This window comes from Streptomyces sp. NPDC043427, assembly GCF_056436655.1.
In genome coordinates, this window is the sequence record NZ_JBWKCC010000004.1 from 296,439 (window position 1) to 314,803 (window position 18,365).

19 protein-coding genes are annotated in these 18,365 nt (G+C 72.3%); 9 read left to right on the top strand and 10 right to left on the bottom strand.

Annotation, left to right across the window (positions count from 1 at the left end; translation table 11 throughout):
- Window positions 1–96: 96 nt before the first annotated feature.
- Entirely contained in the window at window positions 97–1,308 is a 1,212-nt protein-coding gene (locus tag AC067M_RS11045) for a flavin-containing monooxygenase (protein ID WP_478696700.1), read from the bottom strand.
- A gap of 234 nt (window positions 1,309–1,542) precedes the next feature.
- On the opposite strand from AC067M_RS11045, the gene AC067M_RS11050 reads away from it, so the two are divergent.
- Window positions 1,543–1,992, top strand: a complete 450-nt coding sequence (locus tag AC067M_RS11050; RefSeq protein ID WP_478696701.1) for a DoxX family protein — start codon at window positions 1,543–1,545, stop codon at window positions 1,990–1,992.
- Window positions 1,992–2,393 carry a Zn-ribbon domain-containing OB-fold protein gene (locus tag AC067M_RS11055; RefSeq protein WP_478696702.1) on the top strand — a complete coding sequence of 134 codons (402 nt, stop codon included), beginning with the start codon at window positions 1,992–1,994 and terminating at the stop codon, window positions 2,391–2,393. Before AC067M_RS11050 ends, AC067M_RS11055 begins: the two co-directional genes overlap by 1 nt.
- Before the next feature lie 68 nt (window positions 2,394–2,461).
- Here the strand turns inward: AC067M_RS11055 and AC067M_RS11060 are convergent, their stop codons facing one another.
- Window positions 2,462–3,127 (bottom strand): pyridoxine/pyridoxamine 5'-phosphate oxidase, encoded by a 666-nt coding sequence (locus AC067M_RS11060; protein WP_478696703.1) that lies wholly within the window; start codon window positions 3,125–3,127, stop codon window positions 2,462–2,464.
- Window positions 3,128–3,151: 24 nt separating this feature from the next.
- Window positions 3,152–4,324 (bottom strand): thiolase C-terminal domain-containing protein, encoded by a 1,173-nt coding sequence (locus AC067M_RS11065; protein ID WP_478696876.1) that lies wholly within the window; start codon window positions 4,322–4,324, stop codon window positions 3,152–3,154.
- 103 nt (window positions 4,325–4,427) lie between these two features.
- On the opposite strand from AC067M_RS11065, the gene AC067M_RS11070 reads away from it, so the two are divergent.
- Both AC067M_RS11070 and AC067M_RS11075 read left to right on the top strand, forming a co-directional pair.
- Window positions 4,428–5,834, top strand: coding sequence for an acyl-CoA dehydrogenase family protein (locus AC067M_RS11070; protein WP_478696704.1), 1,407 nt, complete (start codon window positions 4,428–4,430; stop codon window positions 5,832–5,834).
- Window positions 5,831–6,364, top strand: a complete 534-nt coding sequence (locus AC067M_RS11075; protein ID WP_478696705.1) for a nitroreductase family deazaflavin-dependent oxidoreductase — start codon at window positions 5,831–5,833, stop codon at window positions 6,362–6,364. Before AC067M_RS11070 ends, AC067M_RS11075 begins: the two co-directional genes overlap by 4 nt.
- On the opposite strand, the gene AC067M_RS11080 is transcribed toward AC067M_RS11075, so the two are convergent.
- Entirely contained in the window at window positions 6,288–6,911 is a 624-nt protein-coding gene (locus AC067M_RS11080) for a LysE family translocator (protein WP_478696706.1), read from the bottom strand. The two genes, AC067M_RS11075 and AC067M_RS11080, sit on opposite strands and share 77 nt — an antisense overlap.
- An 82-nt stretch (window positions 6,912–6,993) precedes the next feature.
- Here AC067M_RS11080 and AC067M_RS11085 point away from each other — a divergent pair, with 82 nt between their 5' ends.
- Window positions 6,994–7,446 (top strand): Lrp/AsnC family transcriptional regulator, encoded by a 453-nt coding sequence (locus tag AC067M_RS11085; protein WP_478696707.1) that lies wholly within the window; start codon window positions 6,994–6,996, stop codon window positions 7,444–7,446.
- A 78-nt stretch (window positions 7,447–7,524) separates the two neighbouring features.
- On the opposite strand, the gene AC067M_RS11090 is transcribed toward AC067M_RS11085, so the two are convergent.
- The gene (locus AC067M_RS11090; RefSeq protein ID WP_478696877.1) at window positions 7,525–8,160 is read right to left on the bottom strand and encodes a TetR family transcriptional regulator; all 636 of its coding nucleotides are present in this window, start codon (window positions 8,158–8,160) and stop codon (window positions 7,525–7,527) included.
- 134 nt (window positions 8,161–8,294) lie between these two features.
- Here AC067M_RS11090 and kbpA point away from each other — a divergent pair, with 134 nt between their 5' ends.
- The 3 genes from kbpA (at window position 8,295) to AC067M_RS11105 (ending at window position 12,305) form a co-directional block, all read left to right on the top strand.
- Window positions 8,295–9,017, top strand: coding sequence for an AfsK-binding protein KbpA (gene kbpA, locus AC067M_RS11095; RefSeq protein ID WP_478696708.1), 723 nt, complete (start codon window positions 8,295–8,297; stop codon window positions 9,015–9,017).
- A 177-nt stretch (window positions 9,018–9,194) separates the two neighbouring features.
- Entirely contained in the window at window positions 9,195–11,537 is a 2,343-nt protein-coding gene (locus AC067M_RS11100; RefSeq protein WP_478696709.1) for an outer membrane protein assembly factor BamB family protein, read from the top strand.
- Window positions 11,538–11,738: 201 nt separating this feature from the next.
- Window positions 11,739–12,305, top strand: coding sequence for a hypothetical protein (locus AC067M_RS11105; RefSeq protein ID WP_478696710.1), 567 nt, complete (start codon window positions 11,739–11,741; stop codon window positions 12,303–12,305).
- Window positions 12,306–12,312: 7 nt separating this feature from the next.
- Here AC067M_RS11105 and AC067M_RS11110 read toward each other — a convergent pair whose 3' ends face one another.
- The 3 genes from AC067M_RS11110 to AC067M_RS11120 are packed head-to-tail and all read right to left on the bottom strand — an operon-like array spanning window position 12,313 to window position 14,652.
- On the bottom strand, window positions 12,313–13,086 hold the full coding sequence (locus AC067M_RS11110) for an enoyl-CoA hydratase/isomerase family protein (RefSeq protein ID WP_478696711.1): 774 nt from the start codon (window positions 13,084–13,086) through the stop codon (window positions 12,313–12,315).
- Window positions 13,083–13,502: a Zn-ribbon domain-containing OB-fold protein gene (locus AC067M_RS11115; RefSeq protein WP_478696712.1), complete on the bottom strand. Its 420-nt coding sequence runs from the start codon at window positions 13,500–13,502 to the stop codon at window positions 13,083–13,085. The genes AC067M_RS11110 and AC067M_RS11115 overlap by 4 nt, the downstream gene beginning before the upstream one ends.
- Before the next feature lies 1 nt (window position 13,503).
- Complete coding sequence (locus AC067M_RS11120; protein WP_478696713.1) at window positions 13,504–14,652, bottom strand: lipid-transfer protein; 1,149 nt, start codon at window positions 14,650–14,652, stop codon at window positions 13,504–13,506.
- Window positions 14,653–14,749: 97 nt separating this feature from the next.
- Here AC067M_RS11120 and AC067M_RS11125 point away from each other — a divergent pair, with 97 nt between their 5' ends.
- Window positions 14,750–16,354: a FadD3 family acyl-CoA ligase gene (locus AC067M_RS11125; protein WP_478696714.1), complete on the top strand. Its 1,605-nt coding sequence runs from the start codon at window positions 14,750–14,752 to the stop codon at window positions 16,352–16,354.
- A gap of 51 nt (window positions 16,355–16,405) precedes the next feature.
- On the opposite strand, the gene argG is transcribed toward AC067M_RS11125, so the two are convergent.
- Together argG and AC067M_RS11135 are read right to left on the bottom strand one after the other, a co-directional pair.
- Window positions 16,406–17,851, bottom strand: a complete 1,446-nt coding sequence (gene argG, locus AC067M_RS11130; RefSeq protein WP_478696715.1) for an argininosuccinate synthase — start codon at window positions 17,849–17,851, stop codon at window positions 16,406–16,408.
- Between the two features lie 52 nt (window positions 17,852–17,903).
- Window positions 17,904–18,365, bottom strand: a 462-nt coding sequence (locus tag AC067M_RS11135) for a TetR-like C-terminal domain-containing protein (RefSeq protein WP_478696716.1), incomplete at its 5' end; no start/stop codon positions are given.

An 18,365-nucleotide genomic window follows, 5' to 3' on the forward strand; every position in this document is an offset into this window, starting at 1 on the left:
CGGAGGGACCCATGGGGACCCACGCAAAGAACGGAGGACCCACGGCGACCCCCGGCACAGGGGGTCGCTCCAGGATCCCCGACTCCGGGCCTTGGGTCAGCCCGGGATTCCGGACACCTTTCCCGCCCCGTCCCGCGCGATCGCCTTCGCGATCTTCTCCGCGTCCAGGGCCAGCTCGCGGAGCATGCCGCTGATGGGGTTGGTGAAGCCGGTGAAGTACAGGCCGGGGGCGCCCGGCGGGGTGCGGGCGCCGTGGACGACCGGTCTGCCGTTGGGGCCCAGGACGTCGAGGTGGCCGACGAGCTCCTCGAGGGCGCGGACGTAACCGGTGGCCGCGATGACCACGTCGGGGGAGACGCGGGTGCCGTCGGCGAGGACCACCTTGCCGTCGTCGAAGCCGTCGACGGCGGCCACGATCTCGACCTTCCCCTTGCGTACGGCGTCGATGAGGCCGACGTCCTGGACGGGGATGGCCCCCTCGTTGACCCGGCTGTAGAGGCCGGTGTCGGGGCGGCGCAGGCCATGGGCCGACAGATCCGGCACGCTCAGCTTGGCGAGCGGCTTGGCGAGCCGGTCGACGAGCGCGACCGGCAGGTGCCGAACGAGGACGCCCGTGTACTGGGAGGCCCAGCCTGCCGTAGAGCGGCGCAGGAGGTGCGGGGCGGTGCGGACCGCGAGGCGGACCCGGGAGGCGCCGCCCTCCACCAGGTCCACGGCGATCTCGGCCCCCGTGTTGCCGATGCCGACGACGAGGACGTCACGGCCGGCGTAGGGCTTGGCGTTGCGGTATGCGGAGGCGTGCAGCAGCTCGCCGGTGTAGTCGTCGGCGCCCGGCCAGTCCGGGATGCGCGGCGTGTGGTTGTAGCCGGTGGCGACCACGACAGCGCCGCCGGTCAGCTCACGGCCGCCGGTGGCGTGCAGCAGCCAGCCGGTGCCGTCGGCGGAACGCTCGACGCGGGAGACCTCGACACCGGTGACGATCTCCAGCTCGTGGTGCTCGGCGTACTTCTCCAGGTACCGCACCACGTTCTCCCGGGACACCCACCGCCCGAACCGGCGCGGCATCGCCAGCCCGGGCAGGGCGGACAGGCGCCGGGTGGTGTGCAGGTGCAGCCGGTCGTAGTGGCGCCGCCAGGACGCCCCGACCTGGTCGGACTTCTCCAGGACCACGGCGCGTATGCCCTGGGCGCGCAACGCGTAGGCGGCCGCGAGGCCGCCGGGGCCGCCACCGATGACGTAGACGGGGCGATCGGCGGGGTGCGCGGTCGGGGGCCCGGTGGGGGGTGCGGGCGAGGTGGAGTCGGCCATGAGCGCGAGCGTAATCAGATGGGGTGTTGATGGGTCTCGGTCAAGACCGGAATTGGTTGCGGATTGATCACGGCCGTGGGAGGAATGGGTGGGACCGGTGGCGTAGGGGGCCTGGTCGTGGGGGATTCGGGTGCATCCTGACCCCCGCCATGCCCAGCGAGTACGCGCGCCGCACGGCGAAGCCGGGAACCCACGGGCTTCCCGGCCCGGCACATCTGACGTACCGTCAGATCCATGGACACGATCTGGCTCAGCGGGGCGGAGTGGCTGGCCGTGTTGCGGATCGGGCTCGGGCTGTGGTGGCTGGAGAGCTGGCGGCACAAGGACAAGAAGGGCTGGTTCGAGCGCGGCACCGGCATCGCGTGGGCGGCCGACGTCGCGGCCAAGCACCGGTGGAACGCCGTACGGTCCGGCTTCGACGTGATGGTGGCGCCCAGGCCGCGGACGATGGCGTACGTCGTCGTGTACGCGGAACTGGCGCTGGGACTGGGGCTCGTAGCGGGTTTTCTGACACCGATTGCCCTGGTCGGCGGGCTGCTGCTGAACCTCCTCTACTTCACGCTCATGATCCACGACTGGGCCGAGCAGGGGCAGAACGCGATGATGGCGCTGATCTCGGCGGTGGCGTTGTTCGGGATGTCGTGGCAGGCGTGGTCACTCGACAACGCGCTGGGACTTTTCTGATGGCCGCGCGGTACGACCTCCCCGAACCCGACACCTTCACCCGCGCCTACTGGGGCGCGGCCGCCGAGGGCCGCCTGCTGATCCGCCGCTGTGGTGCGTGCGGGCGGGCCCACCACTACCCCCGTGAGTTCTGCCCGCACTGCTGGAGCGAGGACGTGACCTGGCAGCCGGCGTCCGGCCGCGCGACCCTCTACACCTGGTCCGTCGTCCACCGCAACGACCTGCCGCCCTTCGGGGAGCGGACGCCGTATGTCGCCGCAGTGGTCGACCTCGCGGAGGGGCCGCGGATGATGACGGAGGTGGTGGGGTGCGGGGCGGGGGAGTTGCGGGCGGGGATGGAGCTTGAGGTGGCGTTCAGGGAGGGGGTGCCGGTGTTCCGCGCACCGGCTTCGGGCGCTTGAGCCATCGAGGCGCACGAGGTCGGCGCCCTGGTAGGCGAGGGCCATCGGCGCGGTATGCACAGGTCCTGTCAGGGCCACAGCAGATGCTTGGTCCAACCCCCTTCCTGACGCCGGTACCTGAGCCGTACGTGCCGCCGCCGTTCGTCCCCCTGGAAGAACTCCACCTCTTCCGGGGAGAGCCGGTACAGCGTCCAGGTCGGGGCGTCGACGGTCGGGTTCGCCTGGGCGTGCTCCCACGCGGCCTCCGACGTCCGCGCCAACTCCGCCACCGAGCTCAGCACCTCACTCTGCCGCCCGGTCAGCGCGGCAGCCAGCGCACCCGTCGAGCGTGCGTGCAGGTCGGCCTGCGCCTCCTCGGCCGGGGCGACGGAGACCGGCCCTCGTACCCGGACCTGGCGGCCCTGGGCGGGCCAGTAGAAGGTGAGGGCCGCGTACGGATGGGCGGTGAGCTGGCGGCCTTTGCGGCTGGTGGCGTGGGTCGCGAAGGACCAGCCGTCGGCGTCGGCGCCGTGCAGCATGACGATGCGGGCGTCGGGCAGGCCCTCCTCGTCCGTGGTCGCCAGTGTCATCGTGTGCGGCTCGCGCTCGCCGGCCGCGACCGCCTCCGCGAACCAGGACGTGAAGAGGGGGAGGGGCGAGGCGGGGGCCGACGTCGGGTCGAAGGGCGGCAGCTCGGTCACCTCCGGGTCCCACACCCGAAGTGACCTGAGCAGTTCGTGAAGATCCGTAGCCATGCTCCGAGTATCCGGCGTCCGCCGTCAGTCCCGCCCCAGGATCACCGTCCCCGACGAGCAGAACCACCCGCCCGTGCCGGAGGCGACCCCCAGGCGCGGCAACTCGCCGTCCGCCCGCCGCACTTGCCGGGCCCCCGCCTCGCCCCGTAGCTGGCGTACCGCCTCCACCAGCAGGAACAGGCCCCTCATCCCCGGGTGTTGGGCCGACAACCCGCCCCCGTCCGTGTTCACCGGCAGTTCCCCGACCTCGACCCGAAGCCGTCCCTTCTCCACGAACGCCCCGCCTTCCCCCTTCGCGCAGAAGCCGAGGTCCTCCAACGTCACAAGGGTCATGTACGTGAACGCGTCGTAGATCTCCGCGAAGTCCATCTCCTCCGGCCGTACGCCCGCCCGCTCGAACGCCAGCCGCCCGCTCACCGCCGCCGGGGAGACCGTGAAGTCCTCCCACTCCGACAGGCTCGCGTGGGAGACGTGCTCCCCGGTGCCGAGGACCCACACGGGCGCGCTGCGGCAGTCCCGTACGTACTCCTCGGCCGCCAGCAGCACCGCCGCACCGCCGTCGGAGCGCAGGCAGCAGTGGAGCTTGGTGAAGGGGTCGGCGATCATCGGGCCGGACAGGACGTCGTCGACCGTGATCGGCTCGCGGTACATCGCGCCGGGGTTCAGGGCCGCGTTCGCCCGGGCCTGGACGGCCACCTCGGCCAGCTGCTCGATGGTCGTGCCGTACTCGATCATGTGGCGGCGGGCCGCCATCGCGTACTTGGCGATCAGGGTGTGGCCGTAAGGGACCTCGAACTGGAGGGGGCCGCGCGCGCCGAAGGAGAGGTCGCCCGTGCGGCGGCCCGCCCGGATGTCAGCGCGGGCCGTGGATCCGTAGACCAGCAGTACGGCGTTCGCGTGGCCCGCGGCGATCGCGTCCGCCGCGTGGGCCGCCATGACCTCCCAGGTGGAGCCGCCCACCGAGGTGGAGTCGACCCAGGTGGGGCGCAGGCCCAGGTACTCGGCGACCTCGACCGGTGCGAGGACGCCCAGACCCGCCGAGGCGAAGCCGTCGACGAGAGTGTGGTCCAGGCCCGCGTCCGCGAGGGCCCTGCGGGCCGCCTGGGCGTGCAGGGCGTAGGGCGTCGCGTCGTCCACCCGGCCGCAGTCGGACAGGGCCACGCCCACCGCGGCCACTTTGCGGTTCCCTGGGGTCACCATGAATCTGACGGTATATCAGATCGGAACGGCACGACAGCCTTCCCGGCTCCGCCGCCCGCCCCTAACATGACGGACCGTCAGATCGGGAGGGAAGGCAGCCATGGACGCCAGCTTCACCGCCGAACAGGACGAGATCCGCCGCACCCTGCGGGAGTTGCTCCACAAGCGCTGCGGCCCCCATGAGCTGCGCGCCGCCCTCGACACCCCCGGCGGTCACGACCCGGCCCTGTGGACCGCCCTCGCCGAACAGCTCGGCCTGCCCGGTCTGGCCCTGCCCGAGAAGTACGGCGGTGTCGGCTGCTCCGTGACCGAACTCGCCCTCGCCTGCGAGGAGGTGGGCCGCGTACTCGCCCCCTCCCCGCTGCTCGCCACGGCCGGACTCGCCGCTCCCCTCCTCCTCTCCCTCGGTACCGACGCCCAGCGCGCCGACCTGCTGCCCCGCCTCGCCTCCGGCACCCTGACCGCTGCCCTCGCGGTACCCGGCCCCGGCCTCACCACCGCCCTCGCGCTGACCGGCGGCAACGACGGCGGCTGGGCGGGCGACGGCCGTGCGGGCGGGGTGCAGGCCCGACAGACGCGGGGCGCGGGGTCCGGGGGCGGGTGGCTGCTGTACGGGGAGGCCGACCAGGTCCTCGACGGGCACAGCGCCGGGCTGCTCCTGGTCGCCGCCCACGCCGGTGGGTTCGCCCGCTCCCGCACCCTCCTCTTCCTCGTCCCGGGCGACGCGGCCCGACTCGTCCGCGTACGGCAGACCGCCCTGGACGCGACCCGGCCCCGGGCCCGTGTCCAGTTCAGGGACGTGCCGGCCGAGTTGCTGGGCGAACCGGACGCGGACGTCCCGGCGTCCCTCGCCGCCGTCGGCGACGGACTCGCCGCCCTCCTCGCCTGCGAGGCCGTCGGCGCCGCCGACCGGGCGCTGGAGCGGACGGTCGAGTACGTCGGGCAGCGCGAGCAGTTCGGACGGCCGATCGGCTCCTTCCAGGCGGTCAAGCACCGGCTGGCCGACGTGTACGTCCAGGTGCGGGCGGCACGCTCGGCGGCCTATTACGCCGCCTGGGCGACGGCGCAGGCGGACCCCGAGGGCCGCAGCCTCGCGCAGGCGCCGCACACGGACCCGGCGGGGGGCCTCGCCTCAGCCCCAGTGCCGCACACGGGGCACGTCGGCGGTCTGGCTCTGCCCCAGGCGCCCCGCACGGGCCCGGGAGGGAGCCGCGTCCCAGCCGAGGTCCCGCATACGGACCCGGCAGGCGGCCTCACCCCCGCCAAGGCCCCGCACACGGAACGCGTCGGCGGTCTCGCTCTGGCCCAGGCACTGGAGGCGCTGCGCATCGCCGCCGGGGAGGCGATTCAGCTGCACGGCGGTATGGGTTTCACCTGGGAACACGAGGCTCACCTGTACTTCAAGCGGGCGGCGGGCGACGAGTTGCTCTTCGGGCCGGTGCACCGGCTGCGGGCGCACGCCGCCGAGCGGGCGCGGCTCTTCGAGCGGACGGAGGTGGCGGTGTGATCGGCGTCCGGGTGGTGCAGAGGGTGTCCTCGACGCGGGGCTTCGCGAAGGTCGCCCCGCATGTGATTCCGGCGCTGGACCGTGCCGTGCACCGGCTCACGCGCGGAAAGGTGCTGCTCAGCGCGCAGATGCTGCCCGGGGTCGTGCTGACCTCGACCGGTGCGCGCAGCGGGCAGCCGCGTCGTACGCCGCTTGCCTGTATGCCGGAGGACGGCGGGCGCGGCTGGCTGCTCGTCGGCTCCAACTTCGGCCGCAGCGGCCATCCCGCCTGGACCCACAATCTGCTCGCCCACCCCAACGCCGAGATCAGCTGGAAGGGCGAGGACATCCCGGTCATGGCGCGGCTCCTGGAGGGGGAGGAGCGGGCGGCGGCCTGGAAGGCGGTGCTGGCGTTCTGGCCGCCGTACGCGACGTACCAGGAGCGGGTGGAGCGGGAGATCCGGCTGTTCCGGATCAGCCGCCGAGTGCCAGCCGCTGGACCAGCAGAAACGCCCCGATCCCCAGCATCGCCGCCCCCGACGTCCGGGTGACCGCCCTGGCCGCGGCGGGCCGGGCGCCGAGCACCGCGCGGGCCAGGACGCCCACCGCCGCGTACACGGCGGCGCAGCACGCCATGTGCAGCAGCCCCAGGGCGGCGGTCTGCGCCGGGACGGGCAGGTGCGCGTCCCGGGTGACGAGGAACTGGGGCAGGACCGAGAGGTAGAGCAGCAGCCCCTTGGGGTTCAGGCCGCTGATCGTGGCCCCGCGCAGGAAGACCCGCCCGCCGCCCGTCACCACCGTCTCGCCCGCCTCCGGCACCCCCGGCCGGCGCAGCACGCTCCACCCCAGCCACACCAGGTAGGCCGCCCCCGCGACCGTCAGCGCGGTCAGCAGTGTCGGTGACCCGGCGACCAGGACCGCGAGGCCCGCCGTCGCGAGGGCGGTGTGCAGGGCGTACCCGCAGACCAGCCCGGCCACCGCCGCGCCCACCGAGCGCCCGCGAAGGCCCGCGGTGATCACATACGCCCAGTCCGCGCCCGGCACGCACACCAGCAGCAGGTCGAGAGCGAGGAAGGAAAGCAGCGTTGCGGAGTCCATACCGGGGACATTAGGCGCGATCCGGCCAAAGGTGTTCCCGAAGTTTGCTCAGAATCGCCAGGACTGAGGGAAGATCTGCCTCATGGACGACATGGACCGGAAGATTCTTGCCGAGCTGCAGCACGACGGGCGGCTGACCGTGACCGAGCTGGCCGGGCGGGTGCGGCTGAGTGTCTCGCCGTGTCACCGCAGGCTGCGGGAGCTGGAGCGGTCGGGGGCGATCACCGGCTACCGGGCGGTCGTGGACCCGGCCGCCGTCGGCCTGACCTTCGAGGCGCTCGTCTTCGTCTCGATGCGGCAGGAGGACCGGGACACCGTCGCCGAGTTCGAGCGCGCGGTGAGCGAGGTGGAGCACGTACTGGAGGCGCAGCGACTGTTCGGGGACCCGGACTATCTGCTGCGGGTGGCGACGGCCGACCTCGCGGCCTTCCAACGGCTGTACGACGAACGGCTGGCGACGCTGCCAGGGGTGCAGCGGCTGACGTCGACGCTGGTGATGAAGCACGTGGTGAAGGACCGGCCGCTGCGCGCATAGCACGGCAGGCGGCGGCCACCCGAGGGTGAGCCGCCGCCTGCCAGACAGGACTTGACCGTGCAAAGAGGTGGGGCCGGCCTACTTCGTCGGCTTCTTTCCGGTGATGCCCAGATGCACCAACAGCGCCAGGTTCGGCTTCAGTTCAGCCTGCTTGACGCCCCACGTCTGGAAGCCCTTCTGGTGCGAGGCGACCGCCGCGAGCATCGCGACGAGCGAACCGGCGATCGCGGCCGGGTTCACGTCCTTGTCGACCCTGCCCTTGGACTGCAACTCGGCGACGGCGTCCGACAGGGAGTTGTTCACCGAGTTCAAAATCTTCATGCGGAGCTTGTAGAAGCGCTTGTCGCCCTCGGCGGCACCGAGGTCGACCACGCGGAGGATCGCGTCGTTCTTCTTCCAGAACTCCAGGAACCCGTCGACGAGTTCCTGCGCCGTCTGCCAGCCCGACTTGCCGACCCAGGACCGGCCCTCGAGCAGCTCGGTCAACCCGGCGCCCTCCGTGGCCATTTGCTCGGCGATCTCCAGGACGGCGCCCTCGACGTCCGGGAAGTACTGGTAGAAGGTCGCGGGCGAAGTGCCCGCCTTCCGGGCGACATCGATGACCTTGACGTCCCGGTAGGGAGAGGAGCTGAGCATCTCGCTGAGGCAGTCCAGCAGCTTCTGCCGCGTCGCCTGCCCGCGCCGACCGGCCACGCGGCCGTCGACGGTACGCACTTGTCCTGTCATGTCGTCAGCTTACCGAGGGGTGATGGGAGCGCGATTCGGCCGACTGCAAATGGGGTGTGCGGGTGCTGCGGGGCGGGTGTGCCTGGTCTGCGGGCTGCGGGAGCCGACGTTACGTTGGCTGCATGGCCGAAAACAGGGCATCCGCGTATAGAGAGGGCGTCCCTTGCTGGGTGGACGCTCAGCTGCCGGACGTGGCAGCGGGTGAGCGGTTCTACGGTGAGCTCTTCGGGTGGACCTTCAAGGAGGCGTACGGCCCGTCCGTGTGGGCGCGACTGGACGGAGAGCCCGTCGCCGCGCTCGGGCGCAAGACGGACGGCCGTATGCCCACCGTCTGGACGGTCTACTTCGCCACCCCGGACGCCGAGGGCCTCGCCGACCGCATCTGGGCGGCCGGCGGTCAGGTCGTCACCGCCCCCATGCCGGTCGGAGACCTGGGCGTCGCCGCCCTCGCCACCGACCCGGAGGGCGCCGTCTTCGGTCTCTGGCAGCCGCACAAGCACACCGGCTTCGGGCGCCGCCACGAGCCGGGCACTTTTGCCTGGGCCGAGCTGTACACCCGCGACACGGAGTCCGCCAACACGTTCTACGGCGATCTCTTCCACGACGCCCTCTTCGGTCCCGGCGCCGATCCCGACTTCGGCCGCGCGCCCGTCGCCGACGTCTTCCCGGCCGAGATGCCGCCGCACTTCCTGGTCCACTTCCGTGTGGAGGACTGCGCGGCGGCACTCGGGACGGTGAACCGGCTCGGCGGCCGTGTCCAGGCGGGACCCTTCGACACCTCGTACGGGACAGTCGGCGTCGTCACCGACAATCAGGGGGCGTCGTTCGCGGTGCTGCAGCGCTGATCCGTCAGGTTCGTCCTGGTAAACAGTTAGACATCCTATTCCTCACCGGGTTCGCAACCTGTGGCCCGGCCAGGAAGAATCAGGGTGCGTGCCGCCACGGCGGTGCGGTGGTGAGACGCTGCACGGGGTCGCGTACACAGGTGAGCCACGCGGCTCGTACGGGGAGGTGGCAGGCAAGTGGTGGATCAGCTGACACAGCACGATCCGCGGCGGATCGGGCCTTTCGAGGTGCTGGGACGGCTGGGGGCCGGCGGCATGGGGCTCGTCTATCTCGCACGCTCGGCGTCCGGCCGGCGCGTCGCGATCAAGACCGTCCGCACGGAGCTCGCCGAGGACCAGCTCTTCCGCGTCCGCTTCACGCGTGAGGTGGAGGCGGCCCGGGCGGTCTCCGGTTTCTACACGGCCGCCGTGGTCGACGCCGACCCGCGTGCCGCGGTGCCGTGGCTGGCCACCGCGTACGTGCCCGCGCCCTCGCTCGAGGAGATAGTGAACGAGTGCGGGCCGCTCCCGGCCCAGGCGGTGCGCTGGCTCGCGGCGGGTGTCGCGGAGGCCCTGCAGTCCATCCACGGCGCCGGCCTCGTCCACCGCGACCTCAAGCCGTCCAACGTGCTCGTCGTCGAGGACGGCCCCCGGGTGATCGACTTCGGTATCGCCTCCGGCGTATCGAACACCCGTTTGACGATGACGAACGTCGCCGTCGGCACACCCGCCTACATGTCGCCCGAGCAGGCCAAGGACTCCCGCAGCGTCACAGGCGCCAGCGACGTCTTCTCGCTCGGCTCCATGCTGGTCTTCGCCGCCACCGGGCACCCGCCCTTCCACGGCGCCAACCCCGTCGAGACGGTCTTCATGCTGCTCCGGGAGGGCCCGGACCTCGAAGGGCTCCCGGACGAGCTGCGCCCGCTGATCGAGTCGTGCATGCAGATGGAGGCCACCGGCCGGCCCAACCCCGCCGACCTCCAGGCCCAGCTCGCCCCCCACCTCTTCGGCTCCGGTTCCGACGACAGCGGTACGGCGTCGGCGTGGCTGCCCGAGAAGGCGGTCGCCCTCATCGAGTCGCGCCGCGGCGGCCGCCCGCCCGCGCAGCAGACCTCCAGCGGCCCCCGCAGCGGCGGCAGGCCCGCGGTGCCGCCCCCGCCCTCGCACGACCCCGTCGTGCCCGGACCACAGCCCGTCCCGGTCGGCGGCCCCGACACCGGCCCCGTGCGGCTGGCCGGCGCGGCCGTCCCGATCGGCCCCGGCCCGCGCGTCGCCGACGCCCGCGCCGCCGCCGTCAAGGCACCCCCGCCCGAGGCGGGCCTGGTCGCCTCCTGGTCCCGGCCGCGCCCCGGCCTCAACGGCGCCGACCCCGCCGTACCCGCGCCGCCGCCCGTGCCCCCGGAGACGGCGGCCGGCTGGCGGCCCTGGCGGTTCCGCATGTCCAACGACGTGTGGGGGACCCCCAAGGTCGCCGACGACCTGGTCTACGTCACCTCCTTCGAGGTGCACGCCCTGGACGTGGCCACCGGCCGCCGCCGCTTCAAGACCCGGGACGTCGCCTGGTCCATGGCGGTCGCCGACGGCCGCGTCCACGCCTCCGACGGCCCCACCCTGTTCGCCCTGGACGCCCGCGAGGGCGGCGACCTGTGGCGGCTGTCCACGGACGCCTGGGTGTACTCCCTCAAGGCCGACCGCGGCACCGTCCTCACCGGCACCCGCGGCGGCGGCGTGCAGGCCTGGGAGGCCTCGGGCGGGCAGAAGCTGTGGGAGATCACCGGCTGCCAGACCGACTTCGAGTCCCCCGAGGCGGGGCCCGCCCTCCACGACGGCACCGCCTACGTCTGGCAGGACGCCCGCCTGCGCGCCCTCGACGCCCGCACGGGCGACGAGCGTTGGTCGTATCCCATCGGTGACGCGGCTTCCTGCAGCGGCGTCCCCGTCCGGGTGACGAACGGCCCCGACGGATACGTGTACCTCTCGGCGGGCTCCCGGGTCCTGGCCGTCGACGTGGCGAGCGGCAGGGTCCGCTGGCACTTCGAGGCGCCCGCCGTCTTCCTCTCCCCGCCCACCTTCGTCCCCGGCCCCGCGGTGACCGGCGGCGGCGTCTACCTCGCCGACTACCTCGGCACGGTGTACGCCCTCGACGCCACCGACGGCCGCGACCGCTGGCGCATCGCCACCGAGTCACGGACGTCCATCGAACCGGTCCTCGTCGCGGCGGGCCACGTCCACGTCGGCAGCGGCAAGGGCCTCTACACCCTGGACGCCGTCACCGGCACCCCCAAGTGGCGCTTCCAGGCGGGCGGCGACATCGTGGGCGCCCCCGCGGTGGCCGAGGGCCGCATCCACTTCGGCTCCACCGACCACCTGCTCTACACCCTCAAGGCCGACGACGGCCGCCTGCGCTGGAAGCTGGCCACCGGCGGAGAGATCACCGGCTCCCCGGTCGTGAGGGACGGCGTCGTGTACGCGTGCAGCAAGGACCGCTGCGTGTACGCGCTGGACGCGGAGAAGGGGACGGGGACGGCACGCACGGCGTGACGCCTGACGGCCGGTCGGGCTGCCGCACGGGGCCTGACCGGTGACGGCCGTCGCGCCGGGGCGCACAAAAGGGGATCCGGACGGCGGCCACCGCGTCGGGGGAACGGCCCGTTCACCGCTCTGTCCCAGGCGCTACGCCGGGTACGCGGTCATCGCCACGCGGTGACCTGATCGTGACAGGCGGTGCGTAGGGTGGCCGCCATGCATTCACGGGGACGCAGCATCAAGTTGGCAGCGGTGGCCGCACTCGTGGTCCTGTCGCTCACCGGCTTCTCGACAAGCCGCGGTCACGGCCACGGCAGCAGCCACGGCAGCGGCGGAGGCGGCGGGTGCAGCAGCTCGAGCCAGGATCACGACAGTTCGTCATCGACGTCCGGCGGTTCGGGCGGGTACGGGTCGGGGTCGCGCCACGACTACGACGATGACGACGACTACGACTCCTCCGGCAGCGGCAGCGGCAGCGGCAGCGGGTCGAGCGAGACGTCCACGCCGGTGCTGGAGAACGCCGAGACCGAGCTGATCAGCTGCGCCACCAAGAAGGCCCCCTACGCGACCGTCACCGTCACCAACCCGAACTCCACCAGCGGCACCTTCACCTTCGACGTCGCCTTCCTGGACAAGCAGGGTGACCAGGTCGCCCTGAAGAGCACGCAGGCCTACGTACCGTCGAACAGCTCGACCAGGGTGCAGGTCGAGGTGGGCGACACAAGCCTCGTCCCCCGCGTCGACCACTGCGTGGCCGACGGGTACGCCACGCCCGTGACCTGACGACCGCTCACCGCACTCGATACCCCCCGGACCGCCGCCCCGCGAACAACTCCGCCTGCCGGTCCGGGGGCAGGTTCCCCAGCGAGATGAGATGGGGCGCCTGCGCGAACCCCTGCGCCCGCGCGACCTCCTTGGCCGCCCACAGAGCACGCACGGTGCCCTGTACGGCCTCGACGGGATACCCGGCGATGACGGCGGCGCAGTCGACGGCGGCAGCCAACGCCCCACCCGCGTCCGTCACTTCGGACACCAGCCCGATCGCGTGCGCCCGCCGCGCCCCGATCCGCTCCGCCGTCCCCATCAGCATCATCCGGGCGACCTCCCCGAACGGCATCCGCTGCGCCATCAGCACCGACTCGTACGCGCTGACCATGCCGTACGTCGTGTGCGGGTCGAAGAACTCGGCACCGGCGCCCGCGACGACGAACTCGCACTCCCCGAGCAGGTAGAAGGCGCCCCCGCAGGCCATCCCCTCCACGGCGGCGACCACCGGTTTCCACAGGTCGTTCGCCTTCGGGCCGACGGTGAGCAGCGGATCGTTCTGCATGTACGGGGAGTCGGGCTGCGGCACGACGGCCTCCCGGTCGAGCCCCGTGCAGAACGCCCGCTCTCCCGCACCGGTGAGCACGACGGCCCGTACGGAGTCGTCGTACCGCAACGCGCGCCAGGTGGCGGCCAGTTCGTCGGCCGTGTCGAGGTCGATCGCGTTCAGCTTCTTGGGCCGGTCGAGGGTGATGACGGCGACACCGGTGTCCTCGTAGGTGCTGATCCGCAGGCTCACGGCCGCTCCAGGACCCACTGGGGAAGCCCGGTGGCCCCGTCGAAGACGACGTGCACCCTGGCGCCGATCCGAACCCGCTCCAGCGGAAGGGAGTTGAGCGCCGCCCCGGCGCGGCTGACCAGGTTCCCGACGAGCCGTATGCGCGGCGCCTCCGCCAGCTCCACCACGACCACGTTGTACGGCGCCTGCTCGGCGTAGTCGGGCAGCAGGGGCGGATGGGGGACGACGTACGACCAGATGCGGCCCTGCCCCGACATCGCACGCCACTCGCTCGCGAAGGACTGGCAGTGGGGGCAGCAGGGCCGGGGCGGGAAGCGGAGTTCGCCGCAGTCGGCGCAGGCCTGGACGCGCAGCTCGCCCTGGGCGGCGTACTGCCAGAAGGGGGCGCCGTCGGGGGCGACGATCGGCTGGAGCATCTCAACTCCTCAGGAGCAGGGCGGAGGTGGGGACTCCCTCGCCGGCGGTGACGAGGCAGGTGGCGGCGCCGGGGACCTGGGCGGTGCTGGTCCCACGCAGCTGCTTGACGCCCTCGTTGATGAGGTTGAAGCCGTGCACATAGGCCTCGCTGAGCCCGCCGCCGCCGGTGTTGAGGGGCAGCCGCCCGCCGATCTCCAGCGCACCGCCCTCGGTGAAGGCGCCGCCCTCGCCCCGCCCGCAGAAGCCGTACCCCTCGAGGGAGAGCGGGATGAGGGGCGTGAACGCGTCGTAGATCTGGGCGACGTCCACGTCCTCGGGGGTGAGGTCGGCGTGCTTCCACAGGTGACGGGCGGCGGTCCAGGCGGGCCCGGTGAGGGGGTCGTCGTTCCAGTAGTTGACCATGCCGTGGTGCTGGGCGGGCAGTCCCTGGGCGGCGGAGTGGACGTAGACGGGCGGTCGCCGGCAGTCTCGCGCACGCTCCCGGGAGACGACGACACAGGCCAATGCCCCGTCGGTCTCCAGGCAGTTGTCGAAGAGGCAGAGGGGCTCGCTGATCCATCGGGAGGTCATGTACATCTCGCGCGTGAGCGGGCGGTCGTGCATGAGGGCGGCCGGGTTCTGATTGGCGCGGTTGCGGCAGGCGAGGGCGACGTTGAACAGGTGGTCGCGGGTGGTGCCGTACTCGTGCATGTGACGGCGGGCGAGCATGGCGATCTCGTCGGCGGGACGGAGCAAGCCGAAGGGCCGCGTCCACTGGGCGGGAGTGGGGAGTTGGACCGCCGTGTTGGTCCACGGCCGGGGCCCGCTGCCGCGCTTGCGCGACCGCCAGGCGACTCCCACCGTCGCCTGCCCGGCGGCGATCGCGGCGGCGAGATGCGCGACGGTGGCACACGCACCGCCGCCGCCGAAGCCGACCTTGCTGAAGAAGGTGAGGTCACCGAACCCGACAGCCTTCGCCAGCTCCACCTCGTCGGTCTCCTCCATGGTGTACGAGGCGAGGGCGTCGACCTCGCCGGGCGCGATGCCGGCGTCGTCGAGCGCGGCGAGGACGGCACGGCAGGCGAGCGTCCGTTCGTCCTCGGGGAGGCGCTTGGCGAAAGGGGTCTGCCCGATGCCGACGATGGCGGTGGCGTCCTTGAGTCCGGCCATGCTGTGGCTACCTCCGCGAGGGTGCCCGGCTGCTGACAGTGCGTCAGGTTACAGCTAATCTGACGGGTAGTCAGCTCCTGGGGTTGGGAGGCCTGCTGTGGGCGCAGACAGGGCGTGGGGTGCCGTTCCGGGGCTGGTCCGGTGGGCCGCCGAGCGGTACGCGGACGTCGAGGCGGTCGTGGAGGGGCGTACGCGGATCACCTACGGCGAACTGGGCGCCCGGGTGGAACGCGCGGCGGCCGCGTGCGCGGCGAACGGGGTGCGGCTCGGGGACCGGGTGGGCATCTGGGCCCCCAACTCCCTCGACTGGATGGTCGCGGCGCTGGGCGCGGTGTCGGCGGGCGCGGTCCTGGTCCCCCTGAACACCCGCTTCAAGGGCGCGGAGGCGGCGGACGTACTGCGCCGCAGCGGCGCCCGGCTGCTGTTCGTGACCGGCACGTTCCTGGGGACGTCGTACGTGGCGTCGTTACGTAGAGCGGCGGGGGACGGAGACGGCACCGGACCGCTGCCCGGGCTCCCCGCGCTGGAGCGGGTGGTGGTCCTCTCGGAGGACGCCCCGGCCGACTTCTGTACCTGGAAGGACTTCCTGGCGAGCGGGGAGGGCGTGAGCGGTGCGGAGGTGAGGGCGAGGTCGGCGGAGGTGTCTCCGTCCTCCCCCTCGGACATCGTCTTCACGTCGGGTACGACGGGCCGTCCCAAGGGCGCGGTGATCACCCACGCGCAGACGCTGCGGGCGTACGAGGTGTGGAGCGACCTCGCGGGCCTGCGTCGCGGCGACCGCTACCTCATCGTCAACCCTTTCTTCCACACCTTCGGCTACAAGGCCGGCGTGATCGCCTGCCTGATGCGGGGCGCGACGATGATCCCGCAGCCGGTGTTCGACGTGGACGCCGTCCTGGCCAACGTGGCGGCGGAACGCGTCTCCGTCCTGCCCGGCCCCCCGACCCTGCACCAGTCCCTGCTGGATCACCCCGCCCGGACCGCCCACGACCTGTCCGCGCTGCGGCTCGTGGTGACGGGCGCGGCCGTGGTCCCGCTGCGCCTGGTGGAACGCCTCCGGGGCGAACTCGGCGTCGACACGGTCCTCACGGCGTACGGCCTCTCCGAGGCCAGCGGCATCGTCACCATGTGCCGCCGCGACGACGCCCCCTCGGTCATCGCGTCGACCTCCGGCCGCCCGATCCCCGGCACGGAGGTGAGGGTCGTGAACGCGCAGGGGACCCCGCTTCGGCCGGGCAACCCGGGGGAGATCTGGGTCCGCGGCTTCAACGTCATGCGCGGCTACTACGAGGACCAGGCGGCCACCGCCGAGACCCTGACCCCCGACGGCTGGCTCCGCACCGGCGACGTGGGCGTCCTGGACGAGTCGGGCAACCTCCGTATCACCGACCGCATCAAGGACATGTACATCGTCGGCGGTTTCAACGCCTACCCGGCGGAGATCGAGCAACGGCTCGGCCTGCACCCGGACGTGGCCGACGTGGCGGTGATCGGCGTACCGGACGCGCGACTCGGTGAGGTCGGCAAGGCGTACGTGGTGCGACGCCCCGGAACCGCGCTGACCGGCGACGAGCTCATCGCCTGGGCACGGCGCGAGATGGCCAACTACAAGGTGCCGCGGTCGGTGGAGTTCGTGGGGGAGCTGCCGAGGAACGCGAGCGGGAAGGTGCTCAAGGGGGAGCTGCGGGACCGGCTCGGGTGACGTGAAAGGCCGGCTCGGTGCCCCGAGCCGGCCTTTCACCTCACGTGTGGGTCAGTCGTTGCCCGACTCCATGGCCGCGCGGTCCAGCAGCGCGTCCTCGTCGGAGACCTCGCCGCGGGAGGCGATGGCCTCGGCGCCGCCCTCGGGCATGGTGCCGATGAGGCCGGTCGCGGCGGCCTGGGCGGCACCGATGGCGGGGCTGCCGGTGCCGATGAGGCCGAGGCCGGCGTACTGCTCCAGCTTGGCGCGCGAGTCGGCGATGTCGAGGTTGCGCATGGTGAGCTGGCCGATCCGGTCCACGGGACCGAACGCGGAGTCCTCGGTGCGCTCCATCGACAGCTTGTCCGGGTGGTAGCTGAACGCCGGGCCCGTGGTGTCGAGGATCGAGTAGTCCTCACCGCGCCGCAGCCGCAGGGTGACCTCACCGGTGACGGCCGAGCCGACCCAGCGCTGCAGCGACTCGCGGATCATCAGCGCCTGCGGGTCCAGCCAGCGGCCCTCGTACATCAGCCGGCCCAGGCGCCGTCCCTCGGCGTGGTACTGGGCGAGGGTGTCCTCGTTGTGGATCGCGTTGACGAGCCGCTCGTAGGCCGCGTGCAGCAGGGCCATGCCGGGGGCCTCGTAGATGCCGCGGCTCTTGGCCTCGATGATCCGGTTCTCGATCTGGTCGGACATGCCCAGCCCGTGCCGGCCGCCGATGGCGTTGGCCTCCATCACCAGGTCGACGGGGGAGGCGAACTCCTTGCCGTTGACGGTGACCGGCCGGCCCTGGTCGAAGCCGATCGTGACGTCCTCGGTGGCGATCTCGACCTCGGGGTCCCAGAACCGCACGCCCATGATGGGCTCCACGGTCTCCACGCCGGTGTCCAGGTGCTCCAGGGTCTTCGCCTCGTGGGTGGCGCCCCAGATGTTGGCGTCGGTGGAGTACGCCTTCTCCGTGCTGTCCCGGTAGGGCAGGCCGTGGGCGAGCAGCCACTCCGACATTTCCTTGCGGCCGCCGAGCTCGGTCACGAAGTCCGCGTCCAGCCAGGGCTTGTAGATCCGCAGGTGCGGGTTGGCGAGCAGGCCGTAGCGGTAGAACCGCTCGATGTCGTTGCCCTTGAACGTCGAGCCGTCGCCCCAGATCTGTACGTCGTCCTCGAGCATCGCCCGCACCAGGAGCGTTCCGGTGACGGCGCGACCGAGCGGCGTGGTGTTGAAGTAGGCACGTCCGCCCGAACGGATGTGGAACGCCCCGCAGGTCAGCGCGGCCAGACCCTCCTCGACCAGCGCGGCCCGACAGTCCACCAGGCGCGCGATCTCGGCACCGTAGGTCTGCGCGCGGCCGGGCACCGAGGCGATGTCGGGCTCGTCGTACTGGCCGATGTCGGCGGTGTAGGTGCACGGGATGGCGCCCTTGTCACGCATCCACGCGACCGCGACCGAGGTGTCGAGACCGCCGGAGAAGGCGATGCCGACGCGCTCGCCGGCGGGAAGGGAGGTGAGGACCTTGGACATAGGAAGATTATGCATTATCACGCATGATCATGCAAAGAGCTCTGCGTCACCTTTACGTCAGCAGCTCCTCCAGTTCGGCCGCGAAGAGCAGTGCGGGGTCGAATCCCATGCCGGTGAAGTGCCCTGCGAGCTCCAGGGACAGGATCCCGTGCAGCCGAGTCCAGAAGCTCAGGGCTCGATGGAGGGTCCCGGGCGGAGCGGGGTGCGCGCCCGCCCACTGCCGATGCCCTTCGAGGTGCGCGTCGAACGGCGTGCCGGGACCGTCGGAGGGCAACGCGGCGCACGCGTCGAGCAGGGTCGCCATGATCTCGGACGCGATCCCGGTGACGTCGTCGGGCGCGTGATAGCCCGGAACGGGCGTGCCGTAGACAAGGAGGTACCGCTGAGGATCCTCCAGGGCCCACCCCCGCAGGGCGTGCGCCAGGGGGGGGGGGGGGGGGGGGGGGGGGAGGGGGGGGGGGTGGGGGGAGGGGGGGGGGGGGGGGGGGGGGACGCCGACGTCGACGGCCAGCAC

Coding starts and splice junctions, on each gene's coding strand:
- kbpA (WP_478696708.1), top strand. CDS start 8,295: ATGGCCGAAAACAGGGCATCCGCGTATAGAGAGGGCGTCCCTTGCTGG.
- argG (WP_478696715.1), bottom strand. CDS start 17,851: ATGTCCAAGGTCCTCACCTCCCTTCCCGCCGGCGAGCGCGTCGGCATC.
- AC067M_RS11045 (WP_478696700.1), bottom strand. CDS start 1,308: ATGGCCGACTCCACCTCGCCCGCACCCCCCACCGGGCCCCCGACCGCG.
- AC067M_RS11055 (WP_478696702.1), top strand. CDS start 1,992: ATGGCCGCGCGGTACGACCTCCCCGAACCCGACACCTTCACCCGCGCC.
- AC067M_RS11050 (WP_478696701.1), top strand. CDS start 1,543: ATGGACACGATCTGGCTCAGCGGGGCGGAGTGGCTGGCCGTGTTGCGG.
- AC067M_RS11070 (WP_478696704.1), top strand. CDS start 4,428: ATGGACGCCAGCTTCACCGCCGAACAGGACGAGATCCGCCGCACCCTG.
- AC067M_RS11085 (WP_478696707.1), top strand. CDS start 6,994: ATGGACGACATGGACCGGAAGATTCTTGCCGAGCTGCAGCACGACGGG.
- AC067M_RS11115 (WP_478696712.1), bottom strand. CDS start 13,502: ATGCTCCAGCCGATCGTCGCCCCCGACGGCGCCCCCTTCTGGCAGTAC.
- AC067M_RS11120 (WP_478696713.1), bottom strand. CDS start 14,652: ATGGCCGGACTCAAGGACGCCACCGCCATCGTCGGCATCGGGCAGACC.
- AC067M_RS11105 (WP_478696710.1), top strand. CDS start 11,739: ATGCATTCACGGGGACGCAGCATCAAGTTGGCAGCGGTGGCCGCACTC.
- AC067M_RS11080 (WP_478696706.1), bottom strand. CDS start 6,911: ATGGACTCCGCAACGCTGCTTTCCTTCCTCGCTCTCGACCTGCTGCTG.
- AC067M_RS11060 (WP_478696703.1), bottom strand. CDS start 3,127: ATGGCTACGGATCTTCACGAACTGCTCAGGTCACTTCGGGTGTGGGAC.